9 protein-coding genes are annotated in these 13,189 nt (G+C 66.3%); 3 read left to right on the top strand and 6 right to left on the bottom strand.

Annotated features, from left to right (window positions below; genetic code table 11):
- The 3 genes from aac(3) to AX709_RS03585 all read right to left on the bottom strand — a co-directional run.
- On the bottom strand, positions 1-663 hold a 663-nt coding region (gene aac(3), locus AX709_RS03595; protein WP_066546894.1), incomplete at its 3' end, for an aminoglycoside 3-N-acetyltransferase.
- Between the two features lie 100 nt (positions 664-763).
- Positions 764-1,567, bottom strand: a complete 804-nt coding sequence (locus AX709_RS03590) for a LytR/AlgR family response regulator transcription factor (RefSeq protein WP_066480415.1) — start codon at positions 1,565-1,567, stop codon at positions 764-766.
- Positions 1,564-2,658, bottom strand: coding sequence for a sensor histidine kinase (locus tag AX709_RS03585; RefSeq protein WP_066480416.1), 1,095 nt, complete (start codon positions 2,656-2,658; stop codon positions 1,564-1,566). The genes AX709_RS03590 and AX709_RS03585 overlap by 4 nt, the downstream gene beginning before the upstream one ends.
- 117 nt (positions 2,659-2,775) lie before the next feature.
- Between AX709_RS03585 and AX709_RS03580 the strand changes: the two genes are divergently transcribed.
- The gene (locus AX709_RS03580; protein WP_066546901.1) at positions 2,776-3,384 is read left to right on the top strand and encodes an HD domain-containing protein; all 609 of its coding nucleotides are present in this window, start codon (positions 2,776-2,778) and stop codon (positions 3,382-3,384) included.
- 95 nt (positions 3,385-3,479) lie between these two features.
- On the opposite strand, the gene AX709_RS03575 is transcribed toward AX709_RS03580, so the two are convergent.
- From AX709_RS03575 to AX709_RS03565, 3 genes are all read right to left on the bottom strand, one after another.
- Entirely contained in the window at positions 3,480-6,653 is a 3,174-nt protein-coding gene (locus AX709_RS03575) for a TonB-dependent receptor (RefSeq protein WP_066546888.1), read from the bottom strand.
- Between the two features lie 174 nt (positions 6,654-6,827).
- A complete protein-coding gene (gene ligA / locus AX709_RS03570; protein ID WP_066546897.1) occupies positions 6,828-8,882 on the bottom strand; it encodes an NAD-dependent DNA ligase LigA in 2,055 nt (684 codons plus the stop codon).
- A gap of 76 nt (positions 8,883-8,958) precedes the next feature.
- Positions 8,959-10,971 carry an EAL domain-containing protein gene (locus tag AX709_RS03565; protein ID WP_082731610.1) on the bottom strand — a complete coding sequence of 671 codons (2,013 nt, stop codon included), beginning with the start codon at positions 10,969-10,971 and terminating at the stop codon, positions 8,959-8,961.
- 210 nt (positions 10,972-11,181) lie between these two features.
- Between AX709_RS03565 and AX709_RS03560 the strand changes: the two genes are divergently transcribed.
- Together AX709_RS03560 and AX709_RS03555 are read left to right on the top strand one after the other, a co-directional pair.
- Entirely contained in the window at positions 11,182-12,699 is a 1,518-nt protein-coding gene (locus AX709_RS03560) for a fumarate hydratase (protein WP_066546882.1), read from the top strand.
- Between the two features lie 120 nt (positions 12,700-12,819).
- Entirely contained in the window at positions 12,820-13,110 is a 291-nt protein-coding gene (locus AX709_RS03555; protein WP_066546879.1) for a GIY-YIG nuclease family protein, read from the top strand.
- The last annotated feature ends 79 nt before the right edge of the window (positions 13,111-13,189 follow it).

Genomic DNA, 13,189 nt, shown 5'->3' with positions numbered 1-13,189 from the left:
AGGGGGTCCCTTTTGCGCGCCGATAGGGGGTCCCGATTGGACGCCGATTGACAGCCATGATGTGCCGCCATCCGGGTTGCGAAACGGGATTTCGACCCGGAAGGTACGCTTGTCGGGAATGTCGGCGAGATGTTCGGCGTGGTGCAGAAGGGTCAGCGATTGGCCCGGTGCGCCGATCAATAATGCGCGTCCCTGCGCCTCGACCAGCCGGGCGAGCGGCGACCCGGGGCCATAGCCATAGTCGAGCGGTTGCCCATCGGTGAGCCACGCGGCGCGCGCGCCGATGGCGGCCATGCTGCAATTCGGATTGCCGCTGCGCCTGGCGCCCGGAGTCGTCCGGACGAATTCGGCGAAGGCGCCATTTTCGCGCATCGACCGCGACGTGAGCGGATCGAAGGGGGGCACATGATCCCGCCATTGCGCGGGTACGCTGCCGTCCTCGGCCGTCAGGCTCTCCTGATAGTCTCCGTTCCAGTCGGTGGCGACCAGCAGCGTGCCGCCATCGCCGATCGTGTCGCGGATCGCGCCGATCAGCGTGTCCGGCCCGCCCAGGATCGGCCCGACGGCGCGCAGCCCGACATGCACCTCGACCGTGTCGCTCGCACCCAGCCCGAGCGCGGCCAGGTCACGGGCCAGCGCGGTGCGCGTCCACAGCTCAGTCATCCGCGATGTGCCGCGGTTGCCGCCGCGATCCCGGATCGTGGCGCATCCGAAACGCCCCGGTCAGCCATATGATCGACGGGTCGCATCCAGCGGTCTGCGATCAATGGACGAAGCGCGCCACGACGTCGCGATAGGAGCGGCTGACCTTCACCTGCGCGCCCGAATCGAGCACCAGGAAACATTCGCCGTTGGTGTGCGGCTTGACCTGCTTGACCAAGTCGAGATTGACGATCGTCGACCGGTGCACGCGCTGGAAACGACGGGGATCGAGGCGCTTTTCCAGGTCCTTCATCGTTTCGCGCAGGATCAGCGTGTTGTCGGCGGTATAGATGCACATGTAATCGCCCGCCGCGTCGATGCGTTCGATCGTGTCGACGTCGACGCGGAAAATCTGGCCGCGGTCCTTGATGTTGATCAGCCGCTCGAACCGGCTGGACGTCACCGGGTCGGTACCCGCATCGGCGAATTCCTCGGCAGCTTCGGGCGCGACCTCGGCCAGCACTTCCTTGAGCTTCTCGACCTCGGCCTGGCCGCGCTTTTCCGACAGGCGCTGGCGCACGCGGTCCAGCGTGTCGGCAAGCCGCGCCTCCTCGACCGGCTTGAGCAGATAGTCGACCGCCTGCGCCTCGAACGCGCGGATGGCATGGTCGGAATAGGCGGTCACGAAGACGAACAGCGGCGGTTCGACCTCCATCAGCCCCTGGACCACCGAAAAGCCGTCGAACCCCGGCATCTGGATGTCGAGGAACACCAGATCGGGCTTGTGGGTCTTGATCGCGCGGATCGCCTCGCGACCGTTGACGCATTTGTCGATGATCTCGACGTCCTCATGCTCCTGCAGCCGGAGCTCCAGTCCCTGGATCGCCAGGGGTTCGTCGTCGACTAGGATGGTACGGATGGTCATGCTGCCTCGCGGTTGGGTTCTTCAACCTGGAACGGTATCTCGATTTCAACGCGGAACCCGCCGCCCGGGTTCGATCGTGCTTCGAAACGGTGATCGGGACCGAACGCCTGTGCCAACCGCTCCCTCGTATTGGCCAGACCCACGCCCGTAGACAGGCTTGGCCGACGCGCGCGTTCGTTCAAGCCCGGACCGGTGTCGGACACGATGATCTGCACCCTGTCTCCGTTCAACCGTGCGGCGACCGCGATATCCGCACCCTCCTCCAGCGGCGTCACGGCATATTTGATCGCGTTCTCGACCAGCGGTTGCAGCAGCAGCGACGGCAGGCGCGCCTTCACGGTGCGCGCGTCGATGTCGAAGCTCGTGCGCAGCCGCTCGTCGAAGCGCATCTTCTCGATATCGAGATAGAGTTTCAGCGTCTCGACTTCCTGTGCCAGCGTCACCTGTGCGGTCGGTTCGTTGGCGAGCGTGTAGCGCAGGAACGAGGACAGCCGGCTGAGCATCGCATTGGCGCGCTCGGTCTGCTTGAGCAGCACCAGCGTCGAGATCGAGTTGAGCGTGTTGAAGAGGAAATGGGGGTTGAGCTGATAGCGCAGCATCGCCAGCTGCGCGGTCGACGCCTGGCTTTCCAGCAGCTGCATCTGGTCGATCTGCCGTTCGACGATCAGGTAGAAGTTGATCCCGAAATACAGCGCCGACCACCCCGCCAGCACGGTGAAGGTGAGGAACAGCACGCCGAGGAAGAAGCGCAGCGTGATCTCCGGCGTGCCGGTGCGGATGAACGAGAAGATGAAGGCGTCGATGAACGCATAGAGGACGGTCGCCGCCGCCAGCGTCGCGATCGTCAGCGCGATGCTCTGGAACCGCGGCAGCTTGCGCGAATAGCCGTAGAGCACCGACATGAGCAGCGTCAGGCAATAGCCGACGATCGCCTCGATGATCGCCGCCACCGCCGGCTCGATCGACGGGTTGTTGCCGAGCAGCGAAACCGCGCGCAGGATGAGGTAGCCGCTCCAGCCCGCCGCCTGCAGGATCCAGAAGGCGCGGGATTTGTCCTCGAAAAACGGCCGGGAGAGCAGGGCGGAGGTCATGGGCGGGCGTGCGGTCTTTCGGGTCGGCGCAGTGCCCTCTCACATATCCCGGCTTAACGATTGCGGCAAACCGGCATAGGCTGGCGTCACGACACGATGATGGAAAGGACGAGCCGGATGACCGATCATCCCCACGCCGATCAGGCGCGCGCACAGTTTCGGGCCATGACCGAGGGGACGGCTGAGGACTGGGCGATCATTGCCGGGCATTTTCGCGACTTTGCCGACGGGCTCGCCGACCGCGTGCTCGCGCATCTCCGGCTGCTCGACGGCGACTATGGCGGCTTTCCGGTCGACCGGCTGACCCATTCGCTGCAGACCGCGACCCGCGCGCATCGCGACGGGCGGGGCGAGGATTACGTCGTGATGGCGCTGCTCCACGACATCGGCGACACGCTCGGCAGCTACAACCATCCCGAAATCGCCGCCGCGATCCTCAAGCCCTTTGTGTCGGAGGAACTGCACTGGATTGCGCAGAACCATGGCGCGTTCCAGGGCTATTATTATTTCCACCACCTCGGCATGGACCGCGACCTGCGCGAGCGGTTCCGCGGCAGCGCGCATTACGACGCCTGTGCCGAGTTCTGCCATCTCTATGACCAGGCCGCGTTCGATCCCGATTATGCGAGCGAGCCGCTCGTGTTTTTCGAGCCGATGGTGCGCCGCGTCTTTGCGCGCCCGATCAACAGCATGTACGCGAAGGTGAGCGCGCCGGCGGCGGCCTGAGCCCCACGCCCGCGCACCAAAGGACACGGCACCAGCGAAAACCGCCGCCCCATTGCTGGGGCGGCGGCTGTCGTTTCGTTCGGCCTTGCGGCGTGTCAGAAGCGGAAACGCGCGCCCAGACGGATCTGATACAGCGACGGACGCGTCACCAGCTGGACGTTCGGCTGCTCGACGCGCGAGTAGCGATACTGGGTGCAGTTGCCGCCGCTGAGCGCCGCGCACTCGACGGTGACCGCCGCCGCGGTCTGCGGGAACGCCACCTGGCGCAGCGAGCCCCAGTCCGAGTCGATCAGGTTGAGGACGTTTTCGATGTCCGCATAGACCTCGATCCGGCTCTTTCCGATGAAGGTCGGAATTTCCTGACCGACGTGCAGGTCGACCTTGAAGAAGTCGGGCGACTGCTCGCTGTTCTTGCGCACCACCGCGCCGCGCTTCAGCCCGAACTGGTCGACCAGATTGTTGAACGCGGTCTCGGTCGCCGCCGAGTCGAATACGACGCGGGGATCGTTGAGCTGGGGCACGTAAAGCAGGACGCGCGAACCGTTGCCGACGGTTCCGAACACCGGCAAACGCCCGGTGCCGCGATCGATCATGGTCAGGCTATACGGCCGACCCGAGCGATATTCGCCGAACAGGCTGACGCGCGTCTTGTAGTCGCCGAAGAAGGCATGGTTGTAATCGATCGAGAATTTGTACTGGTCCTTGATCTGATAGATCGAGGTGCCTTCCGCCGGGATGTTCGGGTCCACGAACGCGTTGTTGCTGTAGAGCGAACCCGCCGTCGCCGAGGTGATCGCATTGACGTCGGTGACGTCGGAGCGGGTGTAGCTCGCATCGACGGTCAGGCCGAAATCCCAGGCCTTGCTGACCCGCGCGACGCCGATAAACGAGCGTCCGCCGGTCGAATTGGTCATCACCAGGTCCTGGTTGGTCGTCGCGATGCCGTTCAAGGGGCCATAGCGGGTGCGGCCGTCCGGAAGCGTGCCGATCGGCACCGAGCGCCGGTCCGTCCACTGATAGGCATTGACGATATTGCCGTAGAGGAAGTCGGCGCCGAACAGCCAGCCGTCACCGAGCGGGCCGAGATCGGCTTCATAGCTGGCCGACAGGGTCGCGCGCAGCTGCGATGCCAGTTCCAGGTCCGGATCGATCGCATTGACCGGTGCCAGCGCGAGCGACGCCGTGTTGTTGACCAGGAAGTTGGTCAGCGACGCCGGGTAGCTGGTGCCGGTCACGCCATCCAGCGCGCCGCAGGTGCCGGAAGCCGCGCAATTGGCGCGCGTGATGTCGACCAGGTTGGTCAGCTGGCCCGTGTTGGAAAAGCTGTTCGACAGGAACACGTCGGGCGTGCCGCCGCCGAAGATGCCCGCGCCGCCGCGAATGATCAGGCGATCGGTCGCCTGCCAGTTGAAGCCGATGCGCGGCTGGAGCACGCCGCGACCGGTGAACGTGAAGCTGTTGGGAAAGCCGAGGCGGCCGGTGAAGTTGGTGTTCAGCTGCGGGCGTTCGGGATTGTTGAACAGGTCGTAGCGCGCACCATAGGTCAGCTGGAAATCGGGCGTGATCTGCCAGTCGTCCTGGAACCCGATCGTGTACGACTGGGTCGAGAAGCGCGCGGCGGCGTCGTCCGAATCGAGGCTCGGCACCGCACCGGCAAGGCGAAGGCGATCGGCACGGCGCGCCTGGAACGACGCGATCGAGTCGAAATAGATGTCGCCCAGCGACCGCTGCAGGAACAGGTTGAAGGTCGAGATGTCGGTATAGCCGAACAGCGCGCGGATGGTGTGATCGCCCAGCGTCGCGCGGGCGGTGAAATCGAGCGACAGGTTTTCCTGGCGCAGCGAGTTGGCGTGGCGGCTGATGTCCGGACCGAAGAACAGACGCGAGCCGTTGCAAACTGTCGCCGAGCCGACCGACGTCGGATCGAGGCAGACTTCGAACTGGCCGATGTCGCGGCCGCCGAACGGATCCTGGTTACGGTTATAGTCGCGATAGCTGGCGCGGAACTCGGTCGAGAAATTGTCCGACCAGGTCGAATTGAGCTGGAAGACACCCGAATTGACCTCTTCGCGCAGCTCATAGCCGTTCGACTGCAGGCCCAGCGCCTGGGGGGCGGTCAGGACGACGTTCTGCTGGAGCTGCTGCGTGCCGACGTTGCGGATATATGTCAGCGACGCGCGGTGATCATTGCTGATGTTCCAGTCGAGCTTGCCGGCGAACTTCTCGTCGCTCTCGACCGCGTTCTGGATCAGGCCCTGGGTGTCGTAATTGTAGACCGACTGCGCGATCGACGAGACCTGATCGACATTGGCGAGCGTGATGCCCGGAACCTGGTTCGCGAACCCCGGGCCGACGCCGTCGTCGAACGGATCCTTCTCATCCAGCCGCTCATAGGCGAACATGAAGAACAGCTTGTCCTTGATGATCGGACCGCTGATCAGGCCGCCATATTGCTTCGAATCAAACTCCAACGCGATGTCGCGGCCGCGGCTGCGCGAGCCGGTCAGGCTCTGGTCGGTGTAGGTGAAGAAACCCGAGCCCGAAAATTCGTTGGTGCCCGAACGCAGGATGACGTTGATCGCGCCGCCCTGGAAGTCGCCTTCGGAAATGTCGTACGGCGCGACCTTGACCGACAGCTGTTCGATCGCGTCGAACGGCACCGGGCCGCGGCTGGTGGGCAGACCGCCATTGTTCAGGCCGAAGTCGTCGGAAAACTGTACGCCGTCGACCGAGAAGCGGTTGAGGCGGCCGTTCTGGCCGGCGATTTCGATGGTCCGCGAGTTGGACAGGTCGATGGTCGCGAACGGATCGCGACGAACGATGTCGCGAATGTCGCGGTTGACCGTCGCGATGCCGTCAATGTCCTCACGGTTCAGCGTCGTGAGCGGGCCGTTGCTCTGCACGCGCGCGATCCGCGAGCCGGTGATGACGATGTCCGCGGTCGCGAGCTCGACGTTCACGCGCGACACCTGGCCCGCGGTCAGGAAGACGTCGGACACTTCGCCCGTCTGGCCCTCGGCCGTCCGCGCAGTGATGGTGAAGGGGCCGCCGACGCGAAGGCCGGAGGCATTGAAGTTGCCGCCTTCGTCGGTCGTCGCGGTGCTGGTCGTGTTCGAGGGCAGGTGCGTGATCGTCACCTCCGCATTGGCCGCGGGCGCGCCTTCGATCACGACCTGGCCGCGGATCGATGACGTGGTGTCCTGGGCATAGGCCGCTACGGGAACGACCAGGGCAGCCGCAGCTGCGCCGAAAAGCAGATGATGTCGCATCGAAAACCCCTTGGTTTTTGAAAGAACCGGCTCAACCGGCCGGTTTTGATTCCGTTAACGCGGCCCCTGCGCGCGGAATGTGTCAGATGAGTTACAGCTTTGACGAGTCCGCAATGTCGGTCATGCTGCGTTGCAAAATAGCATCACCGCCCGCGGACGGTATCGTGCCGGGCGTCAGGCGCGTGCCGCCGCGACAATCGCGGCCCAGGCGGCTTCGTCGATCACCTGAACCCCGAATTCGGCGGCTTTTTTGAGCTTCGATCCCGCGCCGGGACCGGCGACGACCAGGTCGGTCTTTGCCGACACCGATCCGCTGACCCGCGCGCCCAGCGCTTCGGCCTGGGCCTTGGCCTCGTCGCGACTCAGCGTTTCGAGGGTGCCGGTGAAGACGACGGTCTTGCCGGTTACCTCCGACTGCGCGACCGCGTGGACGAACGCGTTCGGCTTGACCTGGGTCAGCAGGTCGTCCCACACCGCGACATTGTGCGGCTCGGCGAAGAAGTCGCTCAGCGCCTGCGCGACGCTGGGGCCGATGCCGTCGATCGCCTCGATCTCGCCGCGGCGATCGGGGTCGCGGGCGACGGCAGCGACCGCCTCGACCGTCCCGAAGGCTTTCAGCAGGTCGCGCGCAGTGACCTGGCCGACATGGCGGATGCCCAGCCCGAACAGAAAGCGCACCGGATCGGGCCGGCGCTTTGCCTCGATCGCGGCGAGCAGATTGTCGACCGACGTCTCCGCCCAGCGTTCGCGGCCCAGCAGCACGTCGCGCTGTGCGTGCAGGCGGAAGATGTCGGCGGGCGAATGGACCAGGCCGTCGCGGAAGAAGGTCTCGATAGTGACCCCGCCCATCCCCTCGATGTCCATCGCGGCGCGGCTGACGAAATGGCGCAGGCGTTCGACGCGCTGGGCGGGACAGATGAGCCCGCCGGTGCAGCGGATGTCGACTTCGCCCGCCTCGGCGACCGCGTCCGACCCGCATTCGGGGCAGGCGGCGGGGAAGGTCCATGCCGCCCGCGCGACCTCGCGGGTCAGGTTCTCGACGATCTGGGGAATGACGTCGCCCGCGCGCTGCACGACGACGCGGTCGCCGGGGCGCACGCCCAGCCGGGCAATCTCGTCGGCATTGTGCAGCGTCGCGTTGGTCACGACGACGCCGCCGACCGTCACCGGTTCCAGCCGCGCGACCGGGGTCAGCTTGCCGGTGCGGCCGACCTGGATGTCGATCGCGCGCAGCGTCGTTTCGGCGCGCTCGGCCGGGAATTTGTGCGCCAGCGCCCAGCGCGGCGCGCGTCCGACGAAGCCAAGCCGCGCCTGCCAGTCGAGCCGGTCGACCTTGTACACCACACCGTCGATGTCGAAGGGCAGGTCGGCGCGCGCGCGCTCGATCGCGCGATAGACCGCAAGCGCGCCGTCGATGTCGTCGGTGACGGCGAAGGCGTCGGCGACCCCGAAGCCAAAGCCGCGCAATGCGGCGACCACCTCGCCCTGGGTTTCGCCCGGCACCCGGCTCGCCTCGCCCCAGCCATGCGCCAGGAAGCGCAACGGCCGCGATGCGGTGACGCCGGCGTCCTTCTGGCGCAGCGATCCGGCGGCGGCATTGCGGGGATTGGCGAACTGGCGTGCCGGCTTGCCGGTCGTCTCTGCCGCCGCAGCCAGTTGCCGGTTCAGCGCGGCAAAGGCGGCCTTCTCCATATAGACTTCGCCGCGCACCTCGAACACGTCCGGGGCGCCGGCCAGCGTCGCGGGAATATCCGCAATCGTGCGGACATTGGCGGTCACGTCCTCGCCCACCTGGCCGTCGCCGCGGGTCAGCGCGCGCACCAGCGTACCGCGCTCATAGCGCAGCGCGCAGGACAGGCCGTCGATCTTGGGCTCGGCGGTCAGCCGCACCGGGGCGTCGTCGGGCAGCGCCAGGAAACGGCGGACGCGCCCGACGAAATCGGCGACATCCTCGTCCGAAAAGCCGTTGTCGAGGCTGAGCATCGGCCGGCTGTGCGCGACCTTGGCGAGATGCTCGGCGGGGGCCGCACCGACGCTCAGCGACGGCGAATCGCTGCGCACCAGATGCGGAAACGCCGCCTCGATCGCGGCATTGCGGCGGACCAGCGCATCGAACGCCGCATCGCTGATCTCGGGTGCGTCGTCACCGTGATAGCGCGCGTTGTGATAGGCGATCCGCTCGGCCAGCCGCGCCAGCTCGGCTTCAGCCTCGATATCGGTGGCGGGCAGGGGCTCGGGCGGGCTCACGACGCGTGCGGTACGAAGCGCGGCGGCCTCGATCAAGCCCCTGTGCGTCGCCTCAGGCTCAGCCCGTGCGGCGCCCGCGCGGCGGATTGGTCTGGGCGTTGAGGCGACGCATGTCGAAGGGCGTGGCGAAGGCGACGCCGGCCTGTCCCTCGTCCGCCCAGCGGATTTCGCCGGCCATGGTCGCGTCGGCCATCACCTCCAGGTTGACCGGCGTGCCAACCGCTTCCTTGGCGAGTTCGACGCCGTCGACCATCGCACCCGATGTCGACAGGTTGCGGATGCGGACATCGCCGACATGACCGCCGATTTCCATCCGCGCCCAGCGAAGCATCCGCATCCGTGGTGCCCGGCTGATCCGGAATCCTTCCGCGACCGCGACGCCCCCATTTTCCCGCAGCTGTCGCGCCACCTCGTCACGGCGCAGCGGCAGGCCATAGACATGGCCCTGGATCTGGCCGCACCCCAGCGCCCGGATCACGTCGATCTCGTCGCGCACCTCGACGCCTTCCGCAGTCGTTTCCATCCCCAGCGTCTCGGCCAGCGCCACGATCGCCTTGATGATCGCCGGGTTGCGGTTTCCCGCCATCGCCGATCCTCGCACGAACGACTTGTCAATCTTGATCTTGTCGAAGGGCGCATGGCGCAGATAGCCGAGCGAGGAATAGCCCGTCCCGAAATCGTCGAGCGACAGCCGGACCCCCAGCGCCTTCAGCCGGCGGAACATGGTGTCGGACGTGTCGCTGTCGGTCAGGAAGACGCTTTCGGTGATCTCGAGCTCGAGCCGGCCGGGCGCGATCCCCGATGCCGCCAGCGCACTGGTGACGGTGGCCGGAAACGCTGCGTCGACGAACTGGATCGGCGACACGTTGACCGCGACGCGAACCTCGCCGGGCCAGGTCGCGGCCTCGCGCGTGGCCGTGCGCAGCACCCATTCGCCGATCGCTTCGATCAGCCCCGATTCCTCGGCGACGGGAATGAAGTCGACGGGCGAGATGTCGCCGCGTGTCGGGTGTCGCCAGCGCAGCAGGGCCTCATAGCCGATGATGCGGTGGTCGCTGGTCGCGACGATCGCCTGATAGACCAGATAGAGCTGGTTCTCGACCAACGCGACGCGCAGGTCGTCCTCCATCTGTCGCCGCGACCGCGCGTCGGACAGCATTTCCTCGCGATAGAAATGGTGCATCCCGCGCCCGTCCGCCTTCGCGGCATAAAGCGCCAGGTCGGCGCTGCGGGTCAGCGTTTCGGAATCCTCGCCGTCATTGGGGGCGACCGCGATCCCGATCGAACAGCCGATGCTGATTGACGAACCCGAGATGAAATAGGGTTGCGACAGCGACGCGATGATCGTGCGAGCCAGGTCGGCCAGCGCCTCGCGATTGCCCTCGTCGGGCAGCAGGACCTGGAACTCGTCGCCGCCGAGCCGGCCGACCAGCCCCATTTCGCCGACGGCGCGCGTCACCCGCTGCGCGACCTGCACCAGCAGCGCGTCGCCCGTCTGGTGGCCCAGCGTGTCGTTCACCGCCTTGAAGCGATCGAGATCGAGCAGCAGCAGCGATGTTGCGCGATAGGAGCGGATCGACTGCGCCAGCGTCTGGTCGATCGCCAGGCGCATGCGCTGGCGATTGGCGAGGCCGGTCAGCGCATCGTACAGCGCGAGCCGCTTGATCTCCTCCTCCGCGTGCAGGCGCTGGGTCAGGTCGCTGCCGCTGCCGACAAAGCCCTCGAACTTGCCGAACGCGTCGAAGCAGGGGCGGCCCGACATCGACCAGCGCCGGTCGCTGCTGGCGATCGGCCGCACCGAATAATCGGTGAACACGGTGCGCGACGTCATGTGAAACGCCAGCGTCCGTTCGGTCGCGGGATCGTCGCCGTCCATCTGGAACAGGCTGACGAGCGTCGCGCCGATCACCGGCTCGCCGGTCGCCGCCTCGATCGTCCGGCGGACGGTATCGCTCAGATAGGTCAGCTTGCCCTGGCGGTCGGTCTGCCAGAACCAGCCGAGGCCATGTGCCTCGAACCCCGTCACCAGCTGGAGTGCGATGTTCGCGCGGTCGGCCGCGCTGACGACCATGCCGCCCGCGCGCAATTCGTCCTCCGACCGACCGCGAAAACGCTTCAGGATACTCACCTGTCCCCGCTAGCGGCGCGGCGATTGCGAAATGGCTTGCAGGCGTGGTTAATCGGCTGGCGATCGGTCAAGGCGGGGGTTGGAGGATGGCGGCGGGGCGATTAGGGCTGCGGCACCGCACTGCCCTTCGTTCCTAATGCCGGGACCCGCCGCATGACCGTGACCATCCGCGAATCCGACCTCATCGAAAGCGTCGCCGACGCGCTGCAATTCATCAGCTACTACCACCCGATGGATTATATCCGCGCGCTGGGCGACGCCTATCGCGCCGAACAGTCGCCGGCAGCCAAGGACGCGATCGCCCAGATCCTGACCAACAGCCGCATGTGCGCGGAGGGGCATCGTCCGATCTGTCAGGACACCGGCATCGTCACCGTCTTCGTCAAATGGGGTCAGGATTGTCGGTTGGACAGCACGCGCTCGCTTCAGGACGTGATCGATGAAGGCGTGCGCCGCGCCTATCTCCACCCCGAGAACAAGCTGCGTGCCTCGATCCTCGCCGATCCCGCCTTCACCCGCCGCAACACCCGCGACAACACGCCGTCGGTCCTTCACGTCGAAATGGTGCCGGGCGCGACCGTCAGCATCGACGTCGCGGCCAAGGGCGGCGGCAGCGAGAACAAGTCCAAGTTCAAGATGATGAACCCCAGCGATTCGATCGTCGACTGGGTGCTCGAAATGCTGCCGCAAATGGGCGCGGGCTGGTGCCCGCCGGGGATGCTGGGCATCGGCATCGGCGGGACGGCGGAAAAGGCGATGCTGCTCGCCAAGCAATCGCTGATGGGCGCGATCGACATGGCGCAGCTGAAGGCGCGCGGGGCGCAGAACGACATCGAGGCGCTGCGCATCGAGATTTTCGACAAGGTCAACGCGCTCGGCATCGGCGCGCAGGGGCTGGGGGGCTTGTCCACCATCCTGGACGTCAAGATCGCCGACTGGCCGACGCATGCCGCGTCGAAGCCTGTGGCGATGATCCCCAATTGCGCCGCGACCCGCCACGCGCATTTCACCCTCGACGGATCGGGGCCGGTCTATCTGGAAGCGCCGAAGCTGGACGAATGGCCCGACGTCGACTGGACGCCCGACAAGGCGGCGATCCGCGTCGATCTCGACACGCTGACGCCGGAGGTGGTGCAGGGGTGGAAGCAGGGCGACCGGCTGCTGCTCAACGGCAAGATGCTGACCGGGCGCGACGCTGCGCACAAGCGGATCAAGGACATGCTGGATCGCGGTGAGCCGCTGCCGGTCGAGTTCAGGGGCCGTGTGATCTATTATGTCGGCCCGGTCGACCCGGTGGGCGAGGAAGTGGTCGGCCCCGCCGGCCCGACGACCGCGACGCGCATGGACAAGTTCACCCGCATGATGCTTGAACAGGGCCTGCTCGCGATGGTCGGCAAGGCCGAACGCGGCCCGGCCGCGACCGAGGCGATTGCCGAGGCCAAGAGCGCCTATCTGATGGCGGTCGGCGGCGCGGCTTATCTCGTCGCGCGCGCCATCAAGGGCAGCCGTGTGGTGGGCTTCGCCGACCTCGGCATGGAAGCGATCTACGAATTCGAGGTGCGCGACTTCCCGGTCACCGTCGCGGTGGATGCGGAAGGCAACAACGTCCACCAGCTCGCCCCTTTGGTTTGGCGGGAGAAGATCGCGAAGGAGGGGTTGCTGGTCGGGTGAGGGGGTGTTGGCTCATGGAGACCGTGCGCTCGAAGGGTTAGCGGCCCCGGCCTCCGCCGGGGCGACGACCCGGTATCGTCGCCCCGGCGAAGGCCGGGGCCGCTGGCCGAATGAAGCACCATGATCGGCGGCTACACCTACATCCTGACGAACAAGCTGTTCGGCGTGCTGTACACGGGGGTAACCGCCGATCTTGCCGAGCGGATGATGGCCCACCGCGAAGGTCGCGGCTCGGCCTTCGCAAAGAAGTACGGCTGCACGCGCTTAGTATTGGTCGAACCGCACCCAACCATCACCGAAGCGATTGAGCGGGAGAAGGCATTGAAGAACTGGACCCGGCTGTGGAAGCTGCGCCTGATTTCCGAGCACAACCCGAACTGGGATGATTTGTTTGACACGATCCTTGGCTGACTCGCCGCGAGTTGCGCTCCATTCTGCCAGCGGCCCCGGCCTGCGCCGGGGCGACGGAGTTGATAATGCCGCTCTACCT

The organism is Sphingomonas sp. CCH15-F11 (assembly GCF_001557005.1).
Taxonomy (GTDB): Bacteria; Pseudomonadota; Alphaproteobacteria; order Sphingomonadales; family Sphingomonadaceae; genus Sphingomonas.
This window is presented reverse-complemented; position numbering and strand designations above follow the sequence as displayed.